General features: G+C 48.6%; 21 protein-coding genes and 1 pseudogene. 10 read left to right on the top strand and 12 right to left on the bottom strand.

From position 1 onward, the window contains the following. Nucleotides 1–10: 10 nt before the first annotated feature. Together gyrA and ACETK5_RS16400 are read left to right on the top strand one after the other, a co-directional pair. Nucleotides 11–2,470: a DNA gyrase subunit A gene (gene gyrA, locus ACETK5_RS16405; protein WP_394056779.1), complete on the top strand. Its 2,460-nt coding sequence runs from the start codon at nucleotides 11–13 to the stop codon at nucleotides 2,468–2,470. 422 nt (nucleotides 2,471–2,892) lie between these two features. Further along, nucleotides 2,893–3,324 carry a MarR family transcriptional regulator gene (locus tag ACETK5_RS16400; RefSeq protein WP_100536384.1) on the top strand — a complete coding sequence of 144 codons (432 nt, stop codon included), beginning with the start codon at nucleotides 2,893–2,895 and terminating at the stop codon, nucleotides 3,322–3,324. Nucleotides 3,325–3,469: 145 nt separating this feature from the next. Here the strand turns inward: ACETK5_RS16400 and ACETK5_RS16395 are convergent, their stop codons facing one another. From ACETK5_RS16395 to ACETK5_RS16375, 5 genes and pseudogenes are all read right to left on the bottom strand, one after another. Continuing rightward, a complete protein-coding gene (locus ACETK5_RS16395) occupies nucleotides 3,470–4,831 on the bottom strand; it encodes a lytic polysaccharide monooxygenase (RefSeq protein WP_394056777.1) in 1,362 nt (453 codons plus the stop codon). A gap of 379 nt (nucleotides 4,832–5,210) precedes the next feature. Beyond that, nucleotides 5,211–5,945, bottom strand: a complete 735-nt coding sequence (locus ACETK5_RS16390) for an RluA family pseudouridine synthase (RefSeq protein ID WP_100536386.1) — start codon at nucleotides 5,943–5,945, stop codon at nucleotides 5,211–5,213. A 4-nt stretch (nucleotides 5,946–5,949) separates the two neighbouring features. Then, the gene (locus ACETK5_RS16385) at nucleotides 5,950–6,813 is read right to left on the bottom strand and encodes a class I SAM-dependent methyltransferase (protein ID WP_100536387.1); all 864 of its coding nucleotides are present in this window, start codon (nucleotides 6,811–6,813) and stop codon (nucleotides 5,950–5,952) included. A 127-nt stretch (nucleotides 6,814–6,940) separates the two neighbouring features. Further along, on the bottom strand, nucleotides 6,941–7,459 hold the full coding sequence (locus ACETK5_RS16380; protein WP_100536388.1) for a GNAT family N-acetyltransferase: 519 nt from the start codon (nucleotides 7,457–7,459) through the stop codon (nucleotides 6,941–6,943). Nucleotides 7,460–7,530: 71 nt separating this feature from the next. Then, nucleotides 7,531–9,498 (bottom strand): annotated as a pseudogene (locus tag ACETK5_RS16375) (endonuclease MutS2). A 558-nt stretch (nucleotides 9,499–10,056) separates the two neighbouring features. Here ACETK5_RS16375 and pepF point away from each other — a divergent pair. Then, nucleotides 10,057–11,859, top strand: coding sequence for an oligoendopeptidase F (gene pepF, locus ACETK5_RS16370; RefSeq protein ID WP_394056774.1), 1,803 nt, complete (start codon nucleotides 10,057–10,059; stop codon nucleotides 11,857–11,859). Between the two features lie 91 nt (nucleotides 11,860–11,950). On the opposite strand, the gene ACETK5_RS16365 is transcribed toward pepF, so the two are convergent. Together ACETK5_RS16365 and ACETK5_RS16360 are read right to left on the bottom strand one after the other, a co-directional pair. Next, on the bottom strand, nucleotides 11,951–14,965 hold the full coding sequence (locus ACETK5_RS16365) for a PAS domain S-box protein (protein WP_394056772.1): 3,015 nt from the start codon (nucleotides 14,963–14,965) through the stop codon (nucleotides 11,951–11,953). A gap of 212 nt (nucleotides 14,966–15,177) precedes the next feature. Then, nucleotides 15,178–15,459, bottom strand: a complete 282-nt coding sequence (locus tag ACETK5_RS16360; protein ID WP_326112894.1) for a GNAT family N-acetyltransferase — start codon at nucleotides 15,457–15,459, stop codon at nucleotides 15,178–15,180. Nucleotides 15,460–15,592: 133 nt separating this feature from the next. Between ACETK5_RS16360 and ACETK5_RS16355 the strand changes: the two genes are divergently transcribed. The 4 genes from ACETK5_RS16355 (at nucleotide 15,593) to ACETK5_RS16340 (ending at nucleotide 17,788) form a co-directional block, all read left to right on the top strand. Continuing rightward, nucleotides 15,593–15,913 (top strand): hypothetical protein, encoded by a 321-nt coding sequence (locus ACETK5_RS16355; protein ID WP_100536393.1) that lies wholly within the window; start codon nucleotides 15,593–15,595, stop codon nucleotides 15,911–15,913. A 131-nt stretch (nucleotides 15,914–16,044) separates the two neighbouring features. Continuing rightward, nucleotides 16,045–16,500, top strand: coding sequence for a VOC family protein (locus tag ACETK5_RS16350; protein ID WP_100536394.1), 456 nt, complete (start codon nucleotides 16,045–16,047; stop codon nucleotides 16,498–16,500). 25 nt (nucleotides 16,501–16,525) lie between these two features. After that, nucleotides 16,526–17,116, top strand: coding sequence for a TetR/AcrR family transcriptional regulator (locus ACETK5_RS16345; protein WP_100536395.1), 591 nt, complete (start codon nucleotides 16,526–16,528; stop codon nucleotides 17,114–17,116). 120 nt (nucleotides 17,117–17,236) lie between these two features. After that, nucleotides 17,237–17,788, top strand: coding sequence for a DUF6022 family protein (locus tag ACETK5_RS16340; RefSeq protein ID WP_394056769.1), 552 nt, complete (start codon nucleotides 17,237–17,239; stop codon nucleotides 17,786–17,788). Between the two features lie 136 nt (nucleotides 17,789–17,924). On the opposite strand, the gene ACETK5_RS16335 is transcribed toward ACETK5_RS16340, so the two are convergent. Then, entirely contained in the window at nucleotides 17,925–18,872 is a 948-nt protein-coding gene (locus ACETK5_RS16335; protein WP_100536397.1) for an aldo/keto reductase, read from the bottom strand. A gap of 23 nt (nucleotides 18,873–18,895) precedes the next feature. Then, nucleotides 18,896–19,891, bottom strand: a complete 996-nt coding sequence (locus ACETK5_RS16330) for a Gfo/Idh/MocA family protein (protein WP_100536398.1) — start codon at nucleotides 19,889–19,891, stop codon at nucleotides 18,896–18,898. Between the two features lie 122 nt (nucleotides 19,892–20,013). Between ACETK5_RS16330 and ACETK5_RS16325 the strand changes: the two genes are divergently transcribed. Beyond that, nucleotides 20,014–20,850 (top strand): helix-turn-helix transcriptional regulator, encoded by an 837-nt coding sequence (locus ACETK5_RS16325; protein ID WP_100536399.1) that lies wholly within the window; start codon nucleotides 20,014–20,016, stop codon nucleotides 20,848–20,850. Nucleotides 20,851–21,023: 173 nt separating this feature from the next. Further along, on the top strand, nucleotides 21,024–21,614 hold the full coding sequence (locus ACETK5_RS16320; RefSeq protein ID WP_100536400.1) for a hypothetical protein: 591 nt from the start codon (nucleotides 21,024–21,026) through the stop codon (nucleotides 21,612–21,614). A 77-nt stretch (nucleotides 21,615–21,691) separates the two neighbouring features. Here ACETK5_RS16320 and ACETK5_RS16315 read toward each other — a convergent pair whose 3' ends face one another. The 3 genes from ACETK5_RS16315 to ACETK5_RS16305 all read right to left on the bottom strand — a co-directional run bounded on the left by ACETK5_RS16315 (nucleotide 21,692) and on the right by ACETK5_RS16305 (nucleotide 24,656). Next, on the bottom strand, nucleotides 21,692–22,504 hold the full coding sequence (locus tag ACETK5_RS16315; protein ID WP_394056767.1) for a hypothetical protein: 813 nt from the start codon (nucleotides 22,502–22,504) through the stop codon (nucleotides 21,692–21,694). A gap of 189 nt (nucleotides 22,505–22,693) precedes the next feature. Then, nucleotides 22,694–23,314, bottom strand: coding sequence for a DUF1796 family putative cysteine peptidase (locus ACETK5_RS16310; RefSeq protein ID WP_100536402.1), 621 nt, complete (start codon nucleotides 23,312–23,314; stop codon nucleotides 22,694–22,696). 253 nt (nucleotides 23,315–23,567) lie between these two features. After that, nucleotides 23,568–24,656, bottom strand: a complete 1,089-nt coding sequence (locus tag ACETK5_RS16305) for a LuxR C-terminal-related transcriptional regulator (RefSeq protein ID WP_394056765.1) — start codon at nucleotides 24,654–24,656, stop codon at nucleotides 23,568–23,570. A 234-nt stretch (nucleotides 24,657–24,890) separates the two neighbouring features. On the opposite strand from ACETK5_RS16305, the gene ACETK5_RS16300 reads away from it, so the two are divergent. After that, entirely contained in the window at nucleotides 24,891–25,979 is a 1,089-nt protein-coding gene (locus ACETK5_RS16300; protein ID WP_394056763.1) for a saccharopine dehydrogenase family protein, read from the top strand. Nucleotides 25,980–26,085 lie beyond the last annotated feature (106 nt).

The raw sequence follows: 26,085 nt of genomic DNA, 5'->3' as shown, positions 1-26,085 counted from the left end.
AGGTGAAGGAATGAGTTTATCGGAGCAATTTTTGCCGGCTTTTCTGGAAGAGGTCGTAGGTGATCGATTTGGCCGGTATTCCAAGTATATTATTCAGGACCGGGCGATCCCGGACGTCCGTGACGGCCTGAAGCCCGTTCAGCGCCGGATTCTGTATGCCATGTACGATTCGGGTAACACACCGGATAAACCATACCGAAAATCAGCCAAAACTGTCGGGGATGTTATGGGTAACTACCATCCGCACGGGGACTCATCGATTTATGAAGGTATGGTTCGAATGGCCCAGCCATGGAAGATGGGACATGTGCTCGTGGACGGCCACGGAAACTGGGGTTCACAGGATGATGATCCCGCAGCAGCGATGCGTTATACCGAGGCAAGGCTATCGCCGATTGCCATGGAACTGCTTCGGGATATCGAGAAGCGGACCGTGCTGTTTAAGGATAATTTTGATAACACGGCCAAGGAACCGGTTGTGCTGCCTTCACGGTACCCCAACCTGCTTGTGAACGGAGCTAGCGGGATTTCCGCAGGCTTCGCCACTGAAATTCCGCCTCACAATCTACGGGAAGTGATTGATGCTTGTATTGCCGTCATGCAGAAGCCGGAGATTGAGCTGGCTGAGATTATGACCTTTATCAAAGGTCCGGATTTCCCAACCAGCGGAATCATCATGGGCGGCGAAGGCATTTTGGATGCCTATCGTACAGGCAAAGGCCGCGTATATCTGCGGTCGAAGACGGACATTGAATCGCTTCGCGGTGGCAAGCAGCAGATTGTCATCACGGAAATCCCTTACCAGGTCGTTAAGTCCCGGCTTGTTACCGCCATGGAGAACATACGGCTCGAGAAAAAAGTCGAAGGCATCGCCGAGGTTCGCGATGAGAGCGGACGGGAAGGACTTCGAATCGTCGTTGAGCTGAAGAAGGATGCCGACGCAAACGGGATTCTTGCTTATTTGTTCAAGAAAACCGATCTGCAAATTACGTACAACTTCAATATGGTTGCGATTGTGAATAAAACCCCTCAACAGCTGGGGCTTAAAGACATGTTATCCGCTTATATCGGGCATCAGCGTGAAGTCGTCACGCACCGGACGCAGTATGAGCTGGAGAAAGCAGAGGATCGGGCGCATGTATTGGAAGGCCTGGTTAAGGCTTTAAATATCCTGGACGAGGTTATTTCGGCGATCAAAGCGTCCAAGAATCGTCAGGATGCCCAGAACAATCTGCAATGGATGTTCGGTTTCACGGAGAGACAAGCCGATTCCATATTGACATTGCAATTATACCGCCTTACGAACCTTGAAATTCATTCCCTGCAAAAAGAGCTGGACGAGTTAACGAAGAAAATCGAGGGCTTGCGTGCGATACTGGACAGCGATAAGAAGCTGATTGCCGTCATTCGCAAAGAGCTGCTTGAAATTCGCGAGAAATACGGTATCGACCGGCGTTCTGTCATTCAGGAAGAAGTGGAAGAGATCAAGGTGAATCTTGAAGTGCTGGTTAACGCAGAGGACGTGCTCGTAACGCTGTCTAATGAAGGCTACATCAAGCGTACCAGCATGTTATCCTTCACCCGAAGCGGCGGTGAGCTGGAAAGCTCCGGCGTTAAGGAAGGGGATTACATCACCCGTCTGTTTGAAGTCAATACGCTGGAGAATCTGCTCATATTCACGAGCCGTGGACAGTATTTCTTATTGCCGGTTCACCAAATTCCGGAATACAAATGGAAAGATGCCGGTACGGCTATCGTTAACGTGATTCAGGTGCCGAAAGAGGATCACATCGTATCGGTCATTCCGGTTTCGAATTTTGAAGAAGAGGGCAAATCACTTGTGTTCGTCAGCCGCAAAGGTCAAGTGAAGCGTACAGAGCTCAAGGAGTATGTAACCAAGCGGACTGGCGCCGTTGCGGCCGCCAAGGTTGCTCCGGAAGACAGTATTATCCAGGTCGTCGTAAGTGATAGCAATAAGGATATTGTGCTGATCTCGAAAGAAGGGATGAGCATCCGGTTTAATGAGCAGGAAGTCAACGCCATGGGACGCGTTTCCGGCGGAGTCCGGGGAATCCAGCTCCGTGACGGGGATGAAGTCGTTGCAGCGTTATGGGTGGAGAACGATGAGGGTGAAATTTTGACCATCACGGATCTTGGTTATGGTAAGCGCAGCTTGCTGTTGGATTACCAGACGCAAAGCCGCGGCGGAAAAGGAATAGCTACGTTTGAGTTTAAGGAAGGCAAGCGGGTGAAGCCGAACGGCAGCGCCATTGTCGGTGCTTTCTATTGCCGTGAACCGCTGCAGATTATGGCGTACAGCGAAGACGGGCAAGCTTATCCGATTCATACGGAGAAAGTACCGATCGCGGAACGTAAATCGATAGGCAAACTGCTTGCGGATGTTGGCAAGCAAGGACAGATTGTTGATTTGGTAAGTATTCCGCATGCAGAGTTAGGCAAAGAAAGTTAAACAAGGATGTAGGTACTTCCTTTGTTTAGCAAGAAATGTTCGAAGTATAGGTGAGATAGATGGACGAAAAAGCACCTTCGATGATATTTGTCGAGGTGCTTTTGCTATATTTTGCGTTTGCACAACATTAGAGCTTTTGTTTATACTATTTGACATATGTCCGGCTATGTCGAAGCAAGGTGAACCTTGAAAAACGCCGTCATATAAGGGTTGACGGGTTTTGTCGCTTGATTGGAAATTATATTTTTTAACGAAATAAGAAGGATATTGGGAGCTCGCCCGCGAAAAGTTAATCCTATAAACTATTATGGAATCATGACTTGGATTCAAACGAAATCCATTCAACGAAGTACAGTGCAACATCCACGGATGGTATCCGATGTTTGATCATGACAGACATAATTGAAGGGACGGGATAAAACATGCATACTGCCGAATTCGCCAAGGTGTGGTCCAAGCTGGCCAAGGATTATAAGCTCCATATGGAAGCCGGATTAGCTCCGACATTGACGGAATCGCAACTGATGGTGCTGGAGGTGCTGGCTGAACAGAAGCGAATGAAACCTTCCGATTTCATTCCTTACCTGGCCACAAGTCCGGCAGCCGTAACCATGCTATTGGACCGGATGGAGAAGAATGGACTGATCAAACGGGAACGTGACGCAAATGACAGACGGATCGTCTGGGTGACGATATCCTATAAAGGACGTGAGGAGTATACGCGCGGATTACAGGTTAGGGATGAGTACCTTTCCCAGATTTTGAACCGTATATCCTCGCATAATCAACAGCTGCTTGTCTATCTGTTAGGAAAGATTAATACAGCTCCAAAGGAAGCTCTGGTTGAGGTCTAAGTTCTGAAGCAAACGTTGTAAACGTAGAGAAGCCCCCAGGGCGGCTGCATACGGCAGCTCACCCTAGGGGTTGTTACATATCTTCATACGCATGAAACATCATGGTCAATCCATGATTTCGAACTTTTTACAAGACGTCATGAAATTATGACTTAAGCAACCATAAAGCCGGGACGTTGGAGGGTTCCCAACCAGGCAGGGACGTGTGGGCTTGGCGGCACTCATAGGTGTTGCCTCCATATGTGACTAAAGCTCCCTGCTGGTATGAAGTGTTAGGTGCCCAGGCCGGAGTTTCCGGTGTGGAGCCGTCCGTCGTGGTGACCTGCAGCTGATTGCTTGCAGGAGAGACGTTGCCAGCCGCATCACGAGCTTTCACGGTGAAGTTATAAGATGTGTTTGGCGTCAACCCGCTGACCGTATAGGAAAGCGTGCTGCCGGATACCGTGGTCACCAGCGTTGTGCCCCGATATACTTCATAACCGGTGACCCCGACGTTATCCGTGGCATTGTTCCAGGCTAGTGATACGCTGGTCGATGTAGAACCTACAGACCGTAAATTGGCAGGAGCCGTCGGGGCTTGAGTGTCCGGGACGGGATTCGATGTGGCAATAGTTAACGGACTGCTCGCTGGTGAAACGTTGCCTGCTCCATCACGTGCTTTTACCGTAAAGGTATAGGAGGTTGCCGCTTGCAGACCGGTTACAGTGTGGCTTAAGGTTGATCCGGATACGGTCGTTACGAGATTGGACCCTTGATAGATTTCATAGCCGGTTACTCCTACGTTATCCGTGGAAGCGTTCCATGAGAGCGTTATGCTGCTGCTGGTGACGCCTGTGGATCTCAAGTTACCCGGTACGGTTGGAGCTTGCGTGTCCTGATTCCCGCTGCCGTTATTCAGGTTCACGTCGATTACGTTATAGAAGGCGTTGCCTGTATCGGCGATTTCCCATACGGCGAGGATCAGATAGTAGCCGGTACGGTCGGTAGGTACGTTACAAGTGTGGGTTACGGTGTTCGGCGGTTGTTTACCACCGTCATTGAAGGAGCAGAACAATTCGAGATCTGCGCGTGCGAGGGGTTTGCTGGAATCCCAGCCTTTTTTCGTAATATAATATTTCCAATCGGATGTGGCGTGAGCAGCGGTCAGCACCCACTTAAACGTATTCGGTCCGCCGTTCATGTTCACTTTACTCCAGCGGGTAGGTGATTGTTCATTGAGCTCGTGAAAAATTCCAGCACCAGCAATCTGACCATCCGCCGGTCCACCGATCGGGAAGTTTCCTTTTCCCTCCAGGGAATGCGGTTCATATATGATTCTGCCGCAGTTGGTGTTCTCTCCGAGCTTACACTTATAACCACGACTGGCTGGTGATTCGACATAACCATGAGCGGAGACGCTGCTTGCTGTGATGATCATGATGGTGAAGAACAACAGTGTGCTTCCTAAAAAAATCCACAGCGGTTTCAAATACAAGCGGTGATTTGTTTGACATCGAACTTGGTCCATAACAAATTCCTCCTTGAATATTTAATTTGAAATTCAGCGGACACTTGTTGCTGATCAAACCTCCCTGAACTGTGAGTTTTCTTGCTCCGTTAAACATCATGAACAACCGAGCCGACAGTGTTACCATTCATGAACAGCTTTGATCATCCTCCTCCTTGGCAGCCGTTGGTTTATATAAACTCAAAACTAGAGTTTATACCATGATTGTACAAATCATCTAAAAAATGTTAAACTAATCTAGTTACTATTTTTCGGCATTCTTTGATAAAAGTAAAGGGATAATATATTATCGAAGAGGGATAAAATATTACAATATTTGCCACTGTGAAAGAGGCATATAAAAAACGAAATCCAAGATTGGATTTCGTTTTTTTGAGTTCTATTGATAGGACCGTAGTGTGGACTCCAGCTTGTCCATGGAGAAAAGGCTCCAGGGATAGACTGAGGGCGGCATGGAACGAATGGAGATCTCCTCTTTGGTAACAGGGTGCGGAAATCCGACCAATACGGACCATAAGGCAATCTGCTGGCCGGCTTTGTTCACCTTGCTTCCATACTTCTGATCTCCGAACAGCGGATGTCCCGCATGACTGAGCTGTACGCGGATTTGGTGCGGCCTGCCCGTGTGCAGCTCGATCAGGACGAGGCTGAAGCCTTCCGCCGTTTGGAGCACGGTGTAATCCAGAATGGCCTCCTTGGCCCCGTCCGCACCTTTAGAGGTGACATGGACAGTATTGGTTTTTACATCCTTATACAGCATATTCACGAGCCGACCCGAAGTTTTCGAAGGAATCCCGTGAACGACCGCTACATACTGCTTGCGGAAGCTGCGACTGCGGACGGCTTCCGATAATCGGGAAGCGGCTTTGGAGGTCTTGGCAAAGACCATCGCTCCGCCAACCGGACGGTCCAGACGGTGCACCAATCCCAAAAATACATTGCCCGGTTTATTGTAGCGCTCCTTGATGTCCTGTTTCAGAATGGTCAGCATGTCGGGATCGCCGGTAGCATCCTCCTGGGAGGGGATGTTTACCGGCTTGGTTACACCTAACACATGATTATCCTCGAAAAGAATCGGCACAACCGGATATGCTGCAGGTTCCCGCTTGCTCATCGAATCAGGACTCCCATCGACCCAGGATGCCGCATGGCAAATTCATGCCGGAGCGGGTAATCGGCAATCCGATTTCTCCCGCACTGATGGTGCCGCCGTATTTCGGCTTCATGGTCATGGTCAGCATGTTATTCAGAACAGTAGGAGAGATGCCGGTTGTATAGGAGTTAATCAGCATGAACAGCGGATGATCCGATACGATGCTCATGCAGCTTTCGAGGAATGGGTACAAGCTCTGTTCAAGCTTCCACGTTTCTCCACTTGGTCCGCGGCCATAAGATGGAGGGTCCATAATGATCGCATCGTATTTGTTCCCCCGACGCTGTTCCCGTTGCACGAATTTAAACACATCATCCGTGATATAACGGATAGGACGGTCGGCGAGGCCGGACAATGCCGCGTTTTCCTTGGCCCATTGAACCATCCCCTTCGCAGCATCCACATGGACAACCTGAGCTCCGGCCGAGGCGGCCGCGACGGTTGCTCCGCCGGTATAGGCGAATAGGTTCAGCACGCTGACCGGACGTCCGGCTGAAGCGATCTTATCCATCATCCAGCGCCAGTTGGCTGCCTGCTCCGGAAACAAGCCGGTATGTTTAAAATTGGTTGGTCGAATATGAAATTTCAATTGGTCGTATGAGATGGTCCACCGGTCCGGAAGCTGCTTTTTCATGTCCCATTGCCCGCCGCCGGACGAGCTACGGTGATAGTGTCCGTGAACACTGCGCCACTGTCCATCTTCACGTTCAATCGGCCATATGATCTGCGGATCCGGACGTCTGAGAATCACGTCGCCCCAGCGTTCCAGCTTTTCCCCGCCTCCGGTATCGATGACCTCGTAATCTTGCCAATCCTGAGCTACATACATGTTGAAAACCATCCTTCAAATAGTCATTTAGATTTTATTGTACAACATATCAGAAGCTGAATGCCACCAAGGATTGCCCGGCTTGATCAAAGCTATTCGGATGATATAGACTTTGAAGCTCGGCGACTTACCCCAAATCTTCGAATGCGGAGTGGAAACGGAATTCGCCATGCAGGTGATCGAGTGCGCCCTGCTGAAGCTCGGCAACCATGAACACTTCATCGGAAACAGTAAATTGGGTTATATCGATCCCAAAGGTTCTGGCCTGCACAAAACCGTAACGGGGATAATACGCCGGATGGCCGAATAGAAAAACAAGGGGATAGCCGTGCGTGAGACACCGCCGTTTGCCTTCTTCAATCAATTTTCCGCCGATCCCTTGTCGTTGATAATCCGGAAGCACGGCCAGCGGCCCCAGTGCAGCCACGTGATGGCTATGAATCCCGTCAAAAAGGCTGGCTCGGCTGAACATAATATGGCCCTTGATAATCCCATCTTCTTCCGCTATGATTGACAATTCCCGTTGAAAGGCTTTGTCTTCCCGCAGCCGCTGTACCAGAATCGCTTCTTCCTGTCCGGGAAAAGCACGGGTGAGAAGGTCCTGGACCTTCTCATAATCGTTCTTGGTTTCTGTGCGTAAGTTCATCGTGATCTCTCCTTCGCAAATCCTTAGGATTCTTTTTTGATATCCTGGTCGACCCATCATCAAGAGTTTCGTTACTCCGGCTTCGTTTCTATCTGCAGTCCTTCAACGTGTTTGCGGTTCATCAGTTTACGCTTCTTCCGATTCTCTTTGCTCTCAAAAACGATATCAAGATCATAATCCTCCGGGTATAGATCCTTGGCCGCGATATAAGGCTTCAGCCGTTTATGGTTAATCTTCAGTCGGTCCTTCTGAATCATAACACCGATATTTCCTCTACCGTCCATGGTTTCATACACGGTTCCGCTTCGTTTCAAATAAGGCACATAGACACGATCACCAAGTTGGTAGAAGGAAGAGGGAGAGGCTTCATGTTCATCTTCATGATCCTTAACATTCTTAAGCTTATCCTGTTCGTCTGACGGTAAGGTAACTTGGTCTACCGGACTCGCTGCTTCTGTCCATTCTTCGGACTCTGATCCAGCATCATATTTAAGGGGCGTGTCACCTCTTGCCGTTCCCGCTTCCGTGATTTCACGCGATCTGGCAATGATCGACTCCGGAATGCCCAGCTTTGCTGCAATGACAAAGGCATAACTGTGACCGGCTTCACCGATCCGCAGACGATAGAGCGGCTCGAGTGTGTCGGCATCAAATTCCATCCGGGCATTCTCAAAGCCGGCTGTGCGCTCGGCAAAATTTTTGATTTCGGTAAAATGCGTGGTGACCACAACCGTTGCTTGACGTTGACTCAGCTCCTCCAGAATGGCGATCGACAATCCAACGCCTTCACCAGGGTCCGTTCCGGACGCCATTTCATCAAGCAGCACCAGCGTGGACCGGCCGGCCGTCTGCAAAATGTCGCGGATGTTGCGAATATGCGCAGAGAACGTGCTGAGGGCATGCTCCAAACTCTGCCCATCTCCGATATCGACGGAAACCTCATCAAAGATGGCTCAATGGCTGCCTTCCGCTACAGGAACCAGCAAACCGGATTGAACCATAACGGTGATGAGTCCAACCGTCTTGAGCGCTGAAGTTTTGCCGCCGGTGTTAGGTCCTGTAATGATCAAGGTTTTGTACTGTTTCCCGATGGTGAAGTCCAGCGGTATCATAGAGGAGCCGATTAAAGGATGCACCGCAGATTTTAGATGGATGAACCCATCCTGGTTCAGGCTCACATTGCGCCCCCCGATGGAAATGGCGTACTTGCCTCTGGCTATGATGTAATCGTAGATTCCAACAATGTCGGCATTGGTTCTCAGTTCGAATTGATATAACTCGGCCAGTGCGGTCAAATCACTCAGCACCTTTGTTTCTTCCCTGACTTCTTCGGCGTGCAGAAGAGTTAATTCCATCTGAAGCGCCTGCATGTCGGAAGGCTCGATAAATACCGTCTGCCCGCTGGCCGATTCATCCAGAATCGAGCCATTTACGGATTTACGGTGCTCCTTCTTGATGGGCAGCACGTAACGTCCTCCGCGCTTGCTGATGACATTCTCTTGCAGGATCCCTTTGTAACGGCTCATCAGGCTGTCGAGCTTACGCTTGATCCGTTCCTCGGTTACGATGATTTTTTTGCGGATTTTGGCCAGATCTTTGCTGGCGCTATCCACAACACGACCGCCGTGAATGCTGCGTTCGATTTCGGACAGAAGTGGACGCAGTTCATGCATAGAAGAGGCGTAGGAACTGATCAATGGAGCAATGCCGTCCTTGGCATTCATATATTGAATGAGCTGGCGGCAGCTTCTCAGATATTGGACCATATTCCCGAAATCGCGCTCAGACAGCACATAACCGGTGCCGAGCAGATCCAGGATCATCTCGATTCCCTCCAGGGAAGGAATCGGGACGCTAGCTCCGGTTTGCAGCAGGGTTTTGGCTTCCTCCGTTTCATTTAGCTTATTGCGAATGGCTTTCATCTGGGTGAGGGGGGCCATCTTCCGGATATGCTCGACTCCCAGATAGGATACGGAAAAGCGTTCAAGCTCGGTGCGAATTTTCTCGTACTCCAATTTGTTTAATGCGAATGGTTTCATGGGTGATATTCTCCTTTTGACTATAAAATGGATGGTTATACAACACAAAAAGGGCGGAAAGCGAACTACTAAGGTTCGCTTTCCGCCCATAGACCGTTATTCCGATGGCATGGCGTTATGGGACAGCTCCAAATAACCCTTTTGCTAAAAGAGGGGGAGACCCAAAAAATCCGTGCTGAACTCAGCACGGATGACCATATCATATCTGAATAAACCCTAAAGGGGCTTCAATTGATATCCGCAGTTCTTAACTAATTCAACGGACGAAATGAAAATCCATCAAAAAATAAACATATCCCATTACAGGAAATGCCCAAAATTTTACATTTCAATCCATATGAAATTTGGTTAGTTAAGAACGACCACCGACATCAAAATCTCTCCTTTAGATAAGAGTATGCAATAACTATATCCATAAATATGGTCAGAAGTCAAGGTGGAAAAGCGGATACGATCCCTTAAAAAACTGTGATATGATGGAATTGTTATGCTGTTGCTAATCATTAGTAGTTGCGGTAGTCAATCATGAGAGGATAAGACACGAGAGGAGCTGTATCCATGGGGAAATTGCTGACACGAAGTGAGGTTCCAATTGAGGCAACCTGGAATCTGGATGATTTGTTTGTCTCGCAAGAAGAATTCGAAGCGGGTTTAAAAGCGCTTGAATCACAAGCTGCTCAATTGACGCGATTCAAAGGCCGGCTGGGAGAAGGGGCATCTGTTCTTCTGGAATGCTTGAATGAACAGGAAGTTTTGATGGAGAGCATTAGCAGAGTCGGGGCGTATGCCAGATTACGACAATCGGAGGACGGAACCAACCCGGCTAACCTGGCGAATTCGGCCAAAACGGGCGATGTTCTCTCACGCATCCAATCCTCTCTGACGTTCATTGAATCGGAGCTGCTGGATCTCGAAGATGGAGCCATCGAACATTACATAACGAAGGAAAACGGGCTTGAACCTTATGCCCGCAGCTTAAAATTGTTGCTGGAATCCAAACCTCACCGCTTGAGTCCTGAGACGGAAAGCGTGCTAGCATCGCTGGGAGAGGTCCTGGGTTCGCCTTACCGCATCTATTTGCGCAGCAAGCTGTCGGATATGACCTTTGACGATATTCAAGTGAATGACGTAAACAAACCGGTCTCGTTCCGTCTGTACGAGAATTCTTACGAAATGTCTGAGGATACGCAGCTTCGACGGGAGGCTTATGCCTCGTTCACGAAGTCGCTGCAGGGATCGCGTCATACATTTGCCGAGGCTTACGCCACCGAAGTGAAGAAGCAAGTGGTGATGTCCCGGCTTCGCGGGTATGATTCCGTAACGGACATGCTGCTGAAGCCGCAGCAAGTGACGATGGAGATGTACAACCATATTCATGATACCATTCTGACGGAGTTAGCTCCGCATATGCGGAGGCTTATGAAGCTCAAGAAGCGTGTGCTTGGGCTGGATCAAATGCTGTTCTGCGATTTGAAAGCGCCGATGGATTCGGATTTCAATCCAAGCGTTACTTATGAAGAAGCGTGCTCCACGATTTCGAGCGCCTTGTCGATTCTGGGTCCTGAATACGGCGAGATCGTTAAATCCACGTTCTCCAAGCGCTGGGTGGATTATGCCGATAATATTGGTAAATCTACAGGCGCGTTCTGTTCCTCCGTATACGGGGTACATTCCTATATCCTGATGGCCTGGGCGGATAATATGCGCAATGCCTTCACATTAGCGCATGAAGTCGGGCATGCCGGTCATTTGATGCTGGCAGCGAAGAATCAGCGTATTACCAATGCGCGTCCTTCCTTGTATTTTATCGAAGCGCCTTCAACGATGAACGAGCTGCTGCTGGCGGATCACTTGCTCAGCCAATCCGAGGATAAGCGGATGCGACGCTCTGTTATTCTTCAGCTTCTGAGCACGTATTACCATAATTACGTGACTCATCTTCTGGAAGCGGAAATGCAGCGACGGGTATACCGCCATGCGATGGCTGATGAGCCGATTACCGCAGATAAGCTATCTGAGCTAAAGGGTGCCGTGCTATCCGATTTCTGGAGTGACGCGGTCGAGCTCGATGAAGGAGCGAAGCTGACCTGGATGAGACAACCGCATTATTATATGGGTCTTTATCCATATACTTATGCCGCAGGACTGACTGCATCAACAGCTGCAGCACAATTGATTCGCGAGGAGGGACAACCGGCTGTAGACCGCTGGCTCCAAGTCCTCAAAACCGGAGGCAGCAAGAGCCCACTGGAATTAATGGCGATGGCGGGCGTCGATATGTCCACTTCCGAGCCGATCTCCAAAGCGGTAGCTTATGTTGGATCACTCGTCGACGAACTAGAGTCTCTGTACGAGGAATAGTGCCATTTGCATATATGAGAAAAGGGTGGTCCACAGCTCATTGCTGTAGATCACCCTTTTTTTGTGGAGGATATTGGAGTGAAACCGAAGCTTATTTGTCCGTGATATCATCATGCAGCGTATGGGTCGGGATCGTAAAGTAGAAGGAGGAACCGATGTTTTCACGACTCTCGACGCCGATGACCCCTCCCATCAGCTCAACCAGTTTTTTACTGATTGCCAGCCCCAATCCCGTACCGCCGTATTTGCGATTCAAGGATGGATGAAGCTGCGAGAAGGAGGTGAACAGCTGATGCTGCTGTTCAGCAGGGATGCCAATTCCCGTATCCCTTACTTGAAAAGCAAGCGTGAATTCATGGGTGCCCGTCCTGCGCAGTCCCTCGACACTCATCACGATGCTGCCCTCATGGGTGAATTTGATAGCATTGCTGATAAGATTAACAAGCACTTGCCGCAGCCGCAGGGCATCGCCGATGATCACATCGGGAACCGTGGAGCTGTTGATGCTGCAGGATAACGTTAATCCTTTTTCTTTGGCTTTGGCCGAAAATAAATCAACGACGATTTCAAGCAAGGAACGTAAATCGATCGGTTCGTGAATGAGGGTCATATTGCCGGTCTCGATTTTGCTGAAATCGAGGATCTCGTTCAGGATGTGCAGCAGCGAGCTGCTGCTCTCCATCAAAATATCGGTATAATTCTGTTGGTCCTCGTCAAGCTCGGTCGTTCTTAACAGCTCAATCATACCGATGATGCCGTTCATGGGTGTACGGAGTTCGTGACTCATCATGGTCAGAAACTCCGTTTTCGCTTGATCTGCCCGTTCGGCATTCTCCTTCGCCCGGATGATCTCTTTCTCATCGGTGATATCACGGAACACCATAACGGCGCCTTTACGCTCTCCTTGATCCCAGATTGGGTTGACCTGATAATCTGCCAGAAAGCTGGTTCCGTCGCCTCGCCAAAGCACAATTTCGGCTCTGGACAGCGGTACGCCTTGTTTGACGGCCCGAACAAGCGGTGAATCATCCCCCCGATAAAAAGTGCCGTCATGGTGAATTTCTTTGATAATCTGGTCGCAAGGTCTTCCGATGGTGGTGGCCGGTTCATAATCCAGCATCGCTGCGCCTGCCGGATTGATAAAAGCGACATGTCCGTGAATGTCCAGCCCGATAATGCCTTCGGATACCGTATTCAGCAAAAGAGTGAGCTCGCGGCTAAGTTTCTTAATCTCTTCCATGGTTCGCATGCGCTCGGTAATGTCCCGGGTAATGCCATAGACGCCGACCACTTCGTCATCCACGAAAATCGGGATGTTGATGGTATTGATGTTGATGGGATGTCCATCCTTATGAATTATCGTCAGATCATAGCTCTGCGGTATGCCTTCTGTCGCCTGATTAAAATGATACAACGTTCGAGCCATGTCATTTTCCGCTACAATCGGTCCGAAATACATTCCGATCAGCTCGTCCAGGGAATATCCCGTCAGCTCCTGCAAATTCTGATTGGCCGTTAAGTAGTCGCCATCCAAATTCAGGGAGTATACCGCCGACGGATTATATTCAAATAGAGAACGATATCGCTGCTCGCTTTCTTTAAGCTTAAATTCCATCATCTTTCGCTCGGAAATGTCGCGGGCAATCGAAATGATTTCGTTCTTTTGGCCGTCCTGCGTGCCAATGTACTTGCAATTGACTTCAAACCAGATGTGCCTGCCATCCTTATGTATATAACGGAAGGTAATGGGTGTGAGCGATTTGCCGTCCAGGCAATTCTTGAAATAGTCCTGGAGCGGGATGATATCCTCAGCGTATACGTAATCGAATATACTGGTGCCAACCATCTCCTCCGGACGATATCCAAGCAGAGAATAACAGGAAGGTGAACAATAAAGAAACGTGGAACAGCCTATGGTGCTGCTCGATATGAAATCAAGGGAATTTTCGGTTATGAGCTTGTACTTATTTTCATTCTCCAGCGACTGCTGTTCAATCAGCACCTGCTCGGTGATATCCTGGGCCATGCCGACCATCTCCATCGGTCTGCCTTGGTTCGTAACGGAGACTTCCCATTGAGCTCGAATCGTTCGGATATGCCCGTCCTGAAGCTGGATCCGGTAAATGATTTCATTCGCTTTCCCTAGAATGGCTCTGCTCAATTCCGCCTCCAGCCGCTCGCGGTCCTCCGGAACGACCAATGACAGCAGCGTGTTGTGGTTTGGCTCGGTAGTACTGATCTGATACCCGTAAATTCGCCTCATTTCATCGCTGTAGGTTAGCGTATGCGTAATCAAGTCCCAACGCCAGGAACCAATCTTGGCAATCCGCTGCGCATGCGCCAGCGTATCCTCATCCGTCTTGCGTTTGGTAATATTTCGTCCAATGGCCAAGACCTTGGTAACCTCGCCTTGCGCTCCCCGTACCAGCTGGAAAGACGTTTCAAACCATAAATAATGCCCGTCCTTATGGCGTATGCGTCGAACGAAACTATCTTCCTCTGAGAATAGTTTGCCCGGTTCTTTCATTTGCTCGGAATCAACCTGATGATAGTAATCGATCCGGCATTGGCCCGTCATTTCCTCTTGGGTGTATCCGAGGATTTCCGTTACAGAAGGTGAGATGTATTCGATGATGCCGTCGGCGTTGCTAATGGATATAAGATCTTGTCCGCTTTTGGAGATGAGTGCAAGCAGCTCATCATTCTTAATGGTCGGCGGCAAAGACGACTCCTCCTGTACGGTCCCTGGTTCAATACAGCATAAAATCCATGGAGCCTCTCCAGGGGCGGGATGGTTCAACAGGGAAATCGTCACAGAGACTTGAACTTGATTTCCGTCACGGCGAATAAAGTAAGAGTTTTTTTTGATCGTGGACGTTAGGTCATATGTCAATGATTGTAATGTTTGTTGAATCGATAAGTTGGATAGAACTTGGATTTCGGAAGGTTTGAGCTGAAGCAGATCTGAACGTTTGGATTCGATAAGTTCGCAAAAACGATCATTAACCTTGGCCACAGGCTCGTCAACCGCAGAAATCAGGAGTGCCCCGATAGGCAAGTTATCAAACATCTGTTCCCAGACCCAATGTTCCGCTGTTTGCCTCATGATTATAGTTGCCTCCCTAACTTAAGCTATACCATTTGATCATAGAGGATAGGATCACTCTATCGCAATAGAAAATACCAACGTTACATTTGAACTTGGAAATAATGGCGCGTAAAAGCCAACCGATAAGAGGAGCTTTCTTATGGCTGGCGAGTTAAACCTTACGGGTATATCCGATTCCTAATGCCATATGTTGTTTTAATCATCGTTTGTTATTTGTGCAGCAGTGCACGATCTTCGACGTTTTTGTCAAAATAATGTCCGGCGTAGGAGCAAACGGGGATGATTTTCAAATCTTCTTCCCGAGCGTATCCTATTACTTTTCGAACGAGTTCGTCGGCGATTCCTTGGCCTCGCAGGCCGGGTGAAATATAGGTATGATCGATACTAATCACTCCGTTTCCTTGAGGTGAGTAGGAGATTTCGGCTACCTTTTTTCCGTTATCTTCAATAAAAAAGCTTCCGGGCTTTGTCTGTATATTTCGTTTGTCCATGGTGTTTAACCCTCCTTCATCTGGTTGTACTATACCCGTATCCGCTATGCATTAAACGGATTTCAGATAGGCAAACACCCTTGACGGGACATTTGCATACAATGCGAATAGAAGAGAATGAAGGAGGAGCATTATGAGCCATTATTCAACCCAACCCCAAATGCTGTTTCAATGCGACCACCAGTTGGTACATTCCATGAAGAAACATAGAGAAAGCGCCCATTCGGCCATGAAAAACGTAGTCAATCGCAAGGTAAGAGTGCATACGATGGATGATGAAGCCATTGAAGGTATCGTCATTAATGTTGATGCAAAGAATGTGTACATTCTTGTAGAACAAGGGAACAGAGGTTTCTTCCCGGGATACCCTCCATTTGTGCCATACGGGCCCAATCCTAATGTCATATTGCCGTTAGCATTGTTCAATCTATTGGCTGTTAGCTTGTTGTGGTAGCAAACGAAGAACCTGCGGTCCGATCAGCAGGTTCTTTTTTTTATGGTAAGTTTTAAAAAAAACATGTTTACATACAAACTGTATGTATGTTAAATTGGATGCATCCCATTATAGAAGGAGATGTTTTCCATATGAAGCTGCAAGGTTTTTATCCCGTGATCATGACTGAGAAGATTGCCGAAAGCGCAGACTTTTACACACGGTTGTTTGGTTTTGAGATTGTTTTTGAAGCGGATTGGTATGTAAGCCTGAAGAAGGGTGACGAAGGACAAGGCGCTTATGAAATGGCCATCTTGTCCAAAGACCATCCCACGGTACCGTCCGCTTTTCAGAAACCTGTACAGGGATTGATTCTGAATTTCGAGGTGGAGGATGTGGATGCCGAGTACCAAAGGCTGGTCATCCACGAAAAGCTGCAGCTTCATCAGGATATGCGGGACGAAGAATTTGGTCAGCGGCATTTTATTACTAGTGACCCGAATGGGGTACTGATTGACATGATCAAGATTATTCCGCCTTCCCAGGCCTTTCTCGAGCAGTATAATGAAGAAGTGTGGTCACCAAACGGGGTTGACCCCGGAGAATGATGCATAGGGGGGAACAACGCGAAATATGAGAAGAAGCAAAAGCGAAACCAACGAGACAATACAGCTGCTGCTGAAGGTAGCCAGAACCCAATTTACGGAAAAAGGCTACGCCAATGCGGCACTGGAAGAGATTGCCGACGAAGCTAAAGTTACCCGCGGCGCACTGTATCATCACTTTAAGAATAAACTAGGTTTGTTCCTGGCCGTGCTTGAATTAGTGCAATCGGAAATAGCGCAGCGCGTCGAGACGGAAGCGGATAGCTCCGAGGATCCTTGGGAGCAGCTCCTGTTTGGCTGCCGGGCTTTTGTTGCAGCCGTGGTCGAACCGCAGAATAAGCGGATTATGCTCATTGACGGTCCAAGTGTCGTAGGCTGGGAATCTTGGCGAGAAATGGACGAGCTGCATTCGATGAGTCATCTGCGGGAGCAGTTAACCTTGATGCAGGAACAGGGGATTATGAAAAGAATTCCTGTTGATGCTATGACCCATGCCTTGTCCGGCGCATTAAACGAATGCTCGCTCTGGGTCGCTCAAATGCCGGAAACCGATAAAGGCCTCGAGGAAACGATGGATGTGATTGCCGGTATGTTACAAGGGTTCAGGGTAAGAGACTAAAGTACATGATAAGGTTTACCCCTAATATGGGCTGGTTATCCTACAAACCTTACAATTTGCATCCATGTTGTAAGCTGGAGAGGTACATCAAAAAATCCATGAAATGGGAAGGGGTAAACCATGAAACCAATGAAACCGCTGCAGGAATTTTTGGAAGAGCACCAAGATCATCAAGATCATCCCATCGAAGCCATCGGAAGCTATGTTTCCGAATACATTGAACGAAACTGGAAAACCGTACTTACCGTAAATCATGAAAAACTGATGCGGGCATACAACGAGGGTGGAGATGCAGCGTATGGGACGTTTTTGAACCTGTTATTCTTGCCGATTCATAGACAGCTCAAGGAGCTGGGAATACGTCCTGAACCTAATTTCCCGGGGAACTTTGACATTTCAAGAGAATGGGGAAGCCCGGAAGGGACGGACCAGCAGCGCTGGATGTGGAGCACGGTTTATTCAACCGAGAAGGAGCCGCTTGGCACCATCGTCACCATCGTATATCACGATCATACCCAGTTTCGCGTCCCAAGACAGCCTCGTATCCTAGCCTTGCATGAGACAGGAAAAGAGGAAGTCGTCGCAGCCCTTTCGCTCAAGTCCCCGGATTTTAAGGAAGCGCTCGAGTTTACGGTTGAATATGAAGCATATCTTCGGAGTTTGCAGGAGTAGGAAGTAACTCATCAGCGCGGATTCTACCGATCAAGGAGATGGCTTCGTCCTAGCGATGGGTTTCAGACGGTACATTAGCCTATAAAAAGCGCCTTGAGCAGGATGGAATTATCCTGGCACAAGGCGCTTTTAACATTTAGATTGTAGACAACTGATCGATCGTTAGGTCTAACCAGTCTATTTCTTCCCTTGTCAACTGGATGGTTGAACCTTCATCACAGGATTTTAATTCTTCGGCTGATTGCGCACCGATCAGCGCACAGGTCGGGAATGGCTGGTTCAGCACGTAAGCGAGCGCGATCTGTATGGCTGTCACATTCTTCGTTGCGGCCAGTTGTTTGGCGCGCTCTAATCGCTCCCAGTTCGCATCGCTGTAGAATACCCGCACAAGATCCGCATTATCTCGAATTTCCGGCGTAAATCGTCCGGTGAAGAATCCTCTCGCTTGAGAAGACCAGGAGAACAGCGGGAACTGCTCGGCCTCATGCCACGCAATCGTCTCTGCATCGGCTGAGACGCAGCCTTTCCAGAACGGCTCGTTTGGCTTGGCCAGACTGAGATTCGGGCTGCTGAAGGAGAAACCGACCAGTCCATTCGCTTCAGCGTAGGCATTGGCATCCCGGATGCGCTCCCATGTCCAATTGGATACCCCAATGGCACCCACGCTGCCATCGGCAATGTATTCGTTCAGGGCCTCAATAACTTCACCTGCCGGAACCTCAGGGTCGTCACGGTGAAGAGCGTACAGATCGATGAAATTCGTTTGCAGTCTTTCGAAGCTCGTTGTGATGTCACTCTTGATATCTTTTTTATTCACGCGCGGGCCGTTCTGATCATGATGGGCACCCTTGGTCAGGATGACGATCTGATCCCGGTTACCTCTTTCCTGCATGTATCTGCCGATGACTTCTTCGCTTTGACCTCCACAGTAGATGTGGGCGGTATCAACGGAATTGCCGCCGATCGCAAGGTAAGCATCCATATTGGCGGCAGCTTTCTCGTACGAATCATGATAGAAGTAGTCCGTTCCTTTCATTAGTGCTGAGACGGGTTTGTTTAATCCCTTGATTGATATATATTTCATATTCATATCCTCCTTGGGTGTAATTACAATACAATTCGCTTCCGTTCATGGGCAGATTGCAGGCAAGCGTCAATGACTTTCATGTTGTGAATGGCGTCCTCTGCGGAGTAGCGGAGGGGTTTGTTGTTCAAAATAGCTTCGGCCATATGATCACCTTGTTCGCTGTATGCGTTTGCACGAGGAACCTCGATTTCTTTACGTCCTTCGCCTGTCGTTAAGATGAAGTTCGCTCCGTCCTCAGGCAGGCTATATGCGTAAGGGACTTCAATCAGGCCATCCGTGCCTACAATTTCAAGAGGGTTGCGATACGCCGCCCACATTCCGCAATCAAATGTCAGAGCGACATTGCCTTCAAATTCGATTAATCCGGATGCCATCATGTCGACATGGTCATGCTCAGGTGAGAAGAAAGCTTGAACGGTAACAGCTTCCGGCTCTTTATTCAGCAGGATCCGCGCGGCATTGATCGGATAACAGCCGACATCATAAATCGAGCCGCCGCCCCAATCCTTGCGGAAACGGACATTGCCGTGATTGGCTGAGCTGTTGAAGGTAAACGCGCTGCGAATGCCCCGAATATCCCCGATGGCACCGGCGTTGATCATTTCCTTCATCAAGTCATACCGCGGGTGATAGCGATACATAAAGGCTTCGGCCAGTACTACCCCGGCCTTAGCTGCTGCTTCTGCCATTTCAGCTGCTTCTGCTTCCGTCAGCGCAAGCGGTTTTTCGCATAGAATGTGTTTACCGGCTTCCGCCGCACGGATGCTCCATTCTTTATGTAGATGGTTAGGGAGCGGAATATAGATAGCATCTATGGAAGAATCCTCGAGCAAGGACTCGTAACTGCCGTATGCAGTCGGTATATTCAGTTCCTCTGCCGTTTGGGCTGCTTTTGCCTGATCGCGGCTGGCAATGGCAACGACTTCATTGAGACGGGATTGCTGTAAACCAGGTATGACCGAGCGTTTGGCAATGCTGGCGCAGCCAAGGATTCCCCAACGAAGTTTTTGAGTCATGTTCATCAGCTCCTATACAACTTATTAAGATTATATTGCGATTATAAAAGACAAGAAATAAAATTGATATAATATTATTTTGTAGTCTAATACAACAATATTGTCATTCGAGGAGTATTATGATGAAACGACAAAGTCATCTGCTGACCCTTCCGCAAATGCCGTTCTTCTGCCTGCCCGAATCGGTGGGAATTTACCGGGATGAACCGGACCATACGGTTACGCGGGCAGCCGGGTCTTTAAACAATTTCAATATTCACTATGTGGCTTCCGGTAAAGGGTATGTTGAAATCGAAAATGTAGTCCATACGCTTGGCCCAGGTGAAGCCGTGCTGTATTTTCCTATGCAGGCACAGCGTTATTACACAAGCGAGGACGATCCGTGGGATGTACGGTGGTTTCACTTTTATGGCAGCGGTCTGCAGAACTATTTCATCGAACGCGGATTTCATAAAAGCCAGCTTTGGAGCATTCGGCAGCCGTCTGCTTTTGAGGAAGCGCATGAAGCGCTGTTAAGTGAGGCGGAGACCCACCGGATGCTTAAGCCTGCGCAATTATCCACGCTTACGTATTCCTTGTTAGCGGTATTCGTGGAGCAGGCGTCCGCATTATCGGACAATAAATCGAACAACTCCGCCAACCGGATTCTTGAACTGCTGCCGATTATGCAGCAGGAAGCGGCACAGCCGTTTATTTTGGAAGAGTGGGCGGACAGACTCGGCGTAACCACTTACTATTTCTGCAAATTATTCCGCAATGTCATGGAGATGACTCCGATGGATTTTGTAACGCGCTGCCGTCTCCAGATGGCAAAGCAGTGGCTGCTCGACCATAAAGAAAAAACCATCGGACAAATTGCAGTAGAAGCGGGCTATCCAAGTGTCAGTTACTTTAACAAGCGATTTATGGAGCATGAAGGCATGACGCCATCTTCCTATCGTCGCTTATATGGGGTATAGTTAGGGGGTTCATGTCGCAAGGTCAGGTGAGAACTCGACTTAGGTCCAGGTTCTATTCACACCTATAGTCGGTTATGGAAACGGCTTGCCTCTACTACAATGGAATTAACGAAGGATTTGACGAAATCCGGATTCAATGAAATATGTAATCAATGTATGTGGGGGAAAGCCAAATGTCCAATAACCAAAATATATATGTTCTACTGACTGATACGGGTACGATGTTTACGAAACTGATCAAACGAATTACGGCAGCGCCCTATAATCATGCTTCGCTGGCGCTGGACGAGAATTTGAACGAAGTGTTCAGTTTCGGCCGCAAATGCGCCAACAATCCTTGGGTTGGAGGATTTGTGGAGGAAGATGTATACGAAGGGACCTTCCGTCACTTTCCTGGCACGCGCTGCGCTCTGCTCCGTCTCCAGATCACAAGGGAGCAATTTGAGGCGGCAAGACGCGTGATTCAAAATTATAAGGATGAAGAGGATGCTTACGGGTACAATCTCATCGGTATGTTCGGCGTTCTGATGAGACTTGATATTACGAGAGAAAGATCCTACTTCTGCTCACAATTCGTAGCGGAAGCGATGAAGCAAAGCAGAATCCATCTATGGGATCGCCCTTCCTCCGCAGTAACTCCGAATGATTTCTTTCAGCATCCGGCGTTCGAGGTTGTTTACGAAGGCATGTTATATGACTATCCATTGCTGGATCAATCCAGGTTGGCTGGATTCCAATACCCGTTACAAACGGCTTCAAGTTGAGTTGACTTGTTGCATATCGAACAATAACTTCTGCCCTCGGCAGAAGTTATTTTTTGTATCGAGAGATTCTTGAATCGTTATTTTAATTGTGCATTTGCACGTGCAATGATAGACTCGATTTTTTGTTCGTGACTGTAAATGCTTTTCTTTTTCGTCAGGATCTGACCGGAGAGCGTCAACAGCCTGGAAAGGGTATCGCTGATTCTGGCCGATTCATTGGCCTTTACTGCGGTTTTGAAATTTTTCCACTCGGTTGTCATCAGTTTATTCGGTGTAGAGATTGCGCTTTTATCGCCCTTGATCTTGCTTTTGTAGGATTCAATCTCGGAGAGGATAGTGCGGACCTTTGCCGCTTTGGAAGTTTTCTCTTTCTTGGCTGCCGTAAGGGCGGCCTGCTTATTTCTAATATCCTCACGTCCCAGGGTAACCAGGAGTTTCATGCCACCGGCCTGTGACTGCAGCATCTTGGAGAGTGTTTTGTCTTTGAGTTTTTTAGCAGCGGCGATTTGCTTATTGAGAGCGGTATAGGTGTTAAACAGCGGCTGGTACTTGGTTTTGGCTGCTTGGAGCTGATCTTCCAGCTTGCGGATTTTGTCCTTATCGATTTCGCTGATTCTTTTGCGGGTTTCCGAAGCTTTGGCTTCATTGGCATAACGAAGGGATGAGATTCGATCGTCCCAATCCATCGCCTGCTTTCGTTCGGATTTAAAATCATCGTACTGTTTGATTAGCTTCCCACGAACAGTTCCGCCGGCCCGGTCCGCCGTGGCATTCAATTGGGCTTGAACCGTATCGGTGAACTCAATCGCGGCCGCATTTGCGAAAGGCATGGGAATTAAAGTGAGAAATAGTGCCATGACAAGGGATGAAGTCAGTAATCTTCTAAACATAAACATCTCTCCTTAAAAATAATAATCATCATTAGCGGTAAGCGCATCATGACAGGATGACCGGACTCACGACAAAAAGCACCCGTAGAAAGGCGCTGTTAAACGCCAGACTTACGGGTGCTTCCTTCGTAAGAGCTCCGATTCACTTTTTTTGTAAATATACGGGAAAATTTTGGTTTTGTCAAACGTTTATTCCCCTGAAATGAGCGAAAATTCTCCAAGAATAGTCTTCCAAGCCTCCAAATCTCCTTCCCATGTGGGTCCTTTCGGTATTTGCTTGATGAGCACCAGATCCGAGAATGAGGGAAGGGTTACAATACTCGGACTGCTGCTAAGCATGACAAATAACAGGGTTACGTTCGGATTGGAGTAGGTTTCACGAATAACCTGATCAATCGTCTCAGCATCCTTTTTATGCGGGATGATCCGCACGAGCAGAGTCTTTTGTTCAGAATTCAAGTTGCGGTTAAAGCGCTCGATTCTTCGATTCAGCCGTTCGCGAAAAACGGGGTAGTCATATAACGGCCGCTCCTCCGGGTTGTTCTTGAAATCATGGAAGGATAAACAGGAAGATCGTTTGTCTCGTACATAGTAACAGTTTACCGATTTACCATATATGACCAGGTTATCCCGGAGCATGAAATCGCTGAATTGATGTTTAATGACTTTACAAAACTCGTGTGTCGAAGCGAAGTTGAACCAGTCCAACGGACCCGCTGCATGACGCAGCTTGTTTCTTCTTAGCTGGGCGGCAACCTGACAGTTGTGACCCAGACTGAAAATGGCATCAAACTCCATAGGGGTTGTCATGCTTCCAGACCTCCTTGAATCTATCATTAGATATCCTATGCAAATAGATAGAGTTGGTATGGAGTAGTGACCATGGTAGGTGTGGAGAGCAGAGGCCAGCCACCGTTTAAGCTTACGGCTGAAGGGGCTGATACTTTGAGCAGAGGGTGCCGCACAAAAAAAACGAAGCACGAATAAGGAAAGCGCGCTTCGTTTTTCATATATTTATATTTTCGGGAATGGATGTCTGCCCGAAGAAAGAAAAACGACCCCATTATGAAGGACTCAGGCTATATTTTGAATGAAGCTGCCATATTAATTCCCTTCGGCTGTTGACGCCGGTTTTGATAAAAATGGACTTCAGATGATCCTGAATCGTGTAGGGGGAGATAAACAGCGATTGAGCAAGCTCCTTGGTGGACAATCCTCGCAGAATACCGCTGATCACTTCGTTCTCGCGTTCCGTTAATCCTAACGAATCCGAGATTAGCGGCAGCATATCCGTAGTATTGGCAGGCTCAAGCGTTACGGCAAGCTTGGTAAGAGCATCAGGGCCATGCAGAAAACTTGCCCGTATGCTGGCAAAGGATCCGTCTCTCAGCCTGACGCGAGTATGGGCACTCGTTGAATAGACCGTTCCTCGGTCGTTCTCGGACAAAGCCCGGAAGCAGACTGCCCGCAGCGGGCGGGGGAGTGAAGCGGCATCCAATCCCTCTGCATCCTGGAGCAATGACATCCACTGCCGTGCAGCAGCGTTATAAGAAAGAATATCAAGCATTTCGGACAGCAGCAATAAACCAGGCTCAGGCATAGGAAACATTCCATCTACAGTGACAGTGGATCGCGGAAGACTTCGATCACGTAGCATGACCGCCATGAATGGCGCCAGGGAAGAGAGAAGCTGCCGTTCCTCCTCGCTAAAAAAGGGCTGGCCCTCCTGACGGAAAATGGTTAGAAATCCCCAGCACATGCCGTTCGCTACCAAGGCGGCACGCATCTCGTCATGAAGGCCTGCCGGCTTCAGCACGTTCAGATAGCGAGGACTTTTGCTCATAGTCCCGTTCGTAGCCCCGCTTAGCGTTGCCACCTTCTCCGTGGAGTTTACCAGTTCATGAAAGTGATTGTAATCGCTGTGCAGATATTCGTACTTGAACAGGCCATCATGGATTGCCTCAATGTCTTCATCCGTTATCGCACCGGTCGAGAGCAATGTGCGTGGATCTACCGTCGTAAAGCAAGCCGATTTGAAAGGAATCCAGCTGCGCAATTGCTTGATGAGTCTGCTCCGGTAGGTCTGGGAAGTTGATAAAGCCCCGCCAAGCGCTGTTATTTTATTTAATAAGCTGTTAAGTTGCGTGTCCATATGGAGTCACCTGCACCATCAGTCTAAGAAAAACCCCACATTTATGGGATAGGGTTATCGTTCTCTATCCTTATAATTGAGAATGATTCTTATTATGTCATGAATGGAGAAGGAATGAAAGAGATCTGCACCTTTGCACCATGTTGAAATAAAGGAGGACTTATACTGAGGATTATCGAGTTTGAGCTGGACTGTTACTTATATAGAATTTTTTAGAGATGGAGAGGAAGCATCATGAAGGAACGAATTGTGGTTGTAGGCGGATATGGGCATGTAGGAAGGATCCTATGCGAGGAGTTAGGGGAGAAGTATCCCGGACTTGTATACGCTGCAGGAAGAAATTTGGAGCGAGCCGAACGTTTCAGTCGGGAAACAGGCGGAAAGGTGCTCCCTATGCGATTGGATATGGAGCAGCCGGTCATGGAGAGTGAGTGGGAACGGATCAGACTCGTGGTCATGTGCCTGGATCAGGCGGACGATGCCTGGGTCGGGGCTTGCATCCGGAGCGGGACCAACTATGTGGATATATCGGCCAAAGCCGAATTTTTGAATCAAGTGTCGAAGTGGAAGGGGGCAGCAGAGGAATCCCGATCGACAGTCATTCTGAGTGTAGGACTGGCCCCAGGGTTAACCAATCTAATGGCGAGCTGGGCGAGCAAAGGTCTGGATGTAACAGAGTCGATTGATATCTCGATTATGCTGGGTTTAGGGGATCGGCACGGCAAGGCTGCCGTAGAGTGGACTGTGGACAATCTCCTGTCCAACTTTCAGGTGATGGAGGACCATCGCCTAAGGACGGTTGCGAGTTTCTCGGAGGGAAGGTCGGTTCATTTTGGCGGAAAAATAAGACGTAAACCCGTATATCGATTCCCGTTCTCGGATCAATCAACATTGCCTCACACCTTGGAAGTCCCCACCGTGTCGACCCGGTTGGGGTTTGATTCTTCCCTTCTAACTTCCATACTGGCAGGATTCTGTGCATCCGGTCTGTACCATCTGCTTAAAGTGAAATGGATACGGAAAGCTGCCGTCCAAGCTTTTATGAATATACAAATGGGACCCGATGATGTTGCTTTAAAAGTTGAAGCCCAGGGTAAGCGCCAGGGCAACAGCAGTACGGTTGAATGCTTGCTGGTCGGGCGGGACCAGTCCAAATTAACGGCTAGGGTAGCGGCGATGGTTGCGGATGCTGTGTACAGTGGGAAAATGGCGTGCGGGGTGTTCCATATTGAACAAGTGTTTGAATTAGCGAGTATGAAGGACTGGCTGGAGAAAGAGGTTAGCGTGGAGGTATGGCGGGATGGGGAGAGGGGGATTATTTAGGGAAATTCACGGATTACAAATTTTCCTAAACCGTATGTTATATTAAAGATTAGAAATTTCTAAGGAGGATTATTACATGCGGCAAAAAGCATTGATTTGGGTACAA

It is taken from the genome of Paenibacillus ilasis (assembly GCF_043195395.1).
GTDB classification, from domain to species: domain Bacteria; phylum Bacillota; class Bacilli; order Paenibacillales; family Paenibacillaceae; genus Paenibacillus_AQ; species Paenibacillus_AQ lautus.
Note: the sequence above shows the minus strand (reverse complement) of the source record. Positions and strands in the feature narration are given on the sequence as shown.

Excerpts from the sequence above, each read along its gene's own strand:
- ACETK5_RS16380 (WP_100536388.1), bottom strand. The coding sequence starts at position 7,459 with ATGAACTTACGCACAGAAACCAAGAACGATTATGAGAAGGTCCAGGAC.
- ACETK5_RS16330 (WP_100536398.1), bottom strand. The coding sequence starts at position 19,891 with ATGACTCAAAAACTTCGTTGGGGAATCCTTGGCTGCGCCAGCATTGCC.
- ACETK5_RS16385 (WP_100536387.1), bottom strand. The coding sequence starts at position 6,813 with ATGTATGTAGCTCAGGATTGGCAAGATTACGAGGTCATCGATACCGGA.
- ACETK5_RS16315 (WP_394056767.1), bottom strand. The coding sequence starts at position 22,504 with ATGTTTAGAAGATTACTGACTTCATCCCTTGTCATGGCACTATTTCTC.
- ACETK5_RS16395 (WP_394056777.1), bottom strand. The coding sequence starts at position 4,831 with ATGGACCAAGTTCGATGTCAAACAAATCACCGCTTGTATTTGAAACCG.
- ACETK5_RS16345 (WP_100536395.1), top strand. The coding sequence starts at position 16,526 with ATGAGAAGAAGCAAAAGCGAAACCAACGAGACAATACAGCTGCTGCTG.
- ACETK5_RS16310 (WP_100536402.1), bottom strand. The coding sequence starts at position 23,314 with ATGACAACCCCTATGGAGTTTGATGCCATTTTCAGTCTGGGTCACAAC.
- ACETK5_RS16350 (WP_100536394.1), top strand. The coding sequence starts at position 16,045 with ATGAAGCTGCAAGGTTTTTATCCCGTGATCATGACTGAGAAGATTGCC.
- ACETK5_RS16300 (WP_394056763.1), top strand. The coding sequence starts at position 24,891 with ATGAAGGAACGAATTGTGGTTGTAGGCGGATATGGGCATGTAGGAAGG.
- ACETK5_RS16340 (WP_394056769.1), top strand. The coding sequence starts at position 17,237 with ATGAAACCAATGAAACCGCTGCAGGAATTTTTGGAAGAGCACCAAGAT.
- ACETK5_RS16365 (WP_394056772.1), bottom strand. The coding sequence starts at position 14,965 with ATGAGGCAAACAGCGGAACATTGGGTCTGGGAACAGATGTTTGATAAC.
- ACETK5_RS16320 (WP_100536400.1), top strand. The coding sequence starts at position 21,024 with ATGTCCAATAACCAAAATATATATGTTCTACTGACTGATACGGGTACG.
- ACETK5_RS16400 (WP_100536384.1), top strand. The coding sequence starts at position 2,893 with ATGCATACTGCCGAATTCGCCAAGGTGTGGTCCAAGCTGGCCAAGGAT.
- ACETK5_RS16355 (WP_100536393.1), top strand. The coding sequence starts at position 15,593 with ATGAGCCATTATTCAACCCAACCCCAAATGCTGTTTCAATGCGACCAC.
- ACETK5_RS16390 (WP_100536386.1), bottom strand. The coding sequence starts at position 5,945 with ATGAGCAAGCGGGAACCTGCAGCATATCCGGTTGTGCCGATTCTTTTC.
- gyrA (WP_394056779.1), top strand. The coding sequence starts at position 11 with ATGAGTTTATCGGAGCAATTTTTGCCGGCTTTTCTGGAAGAGGTCGTA.
- ACETK5_RS16325 (WP_100536399.1), top strand. The coding sequence starts at position 20,014 with ATGAAACGACAAAGTCATCTGCTGACCCTTCCGCAAATGCCGTTCTTC.
- ACETK5_RS16305 (WP_394056765.1), bottom strand. The coding sequence starts at position 24,656 with ATGGACACGCAACTTAACAGCTTATTAAATAAAATAACAGCGCTTGGC.
- pepF (WP_394056774.1), top strand. The coding sequence starts at position 10,057 with ATGGGGAAATTGCTGACACGAAGTGAGGTTCCAATTGAGGCAACCTGG.
- ACETK5_RS16360 (WP_326112894.1), bottom strand. The coding sequence starts at position 15,459 with ATGGACAAACGAAATATACAGACAAAGCCCGGAAGCTTTTTTATTGAA.
- ACETK5_RS16335 (WP_100536397.1), bottom strand. The coding sequence starts at position 18,872 with ATGAAATATATATCAATCAAGGGATTAAACAAACCCGTCTCAGCACTA.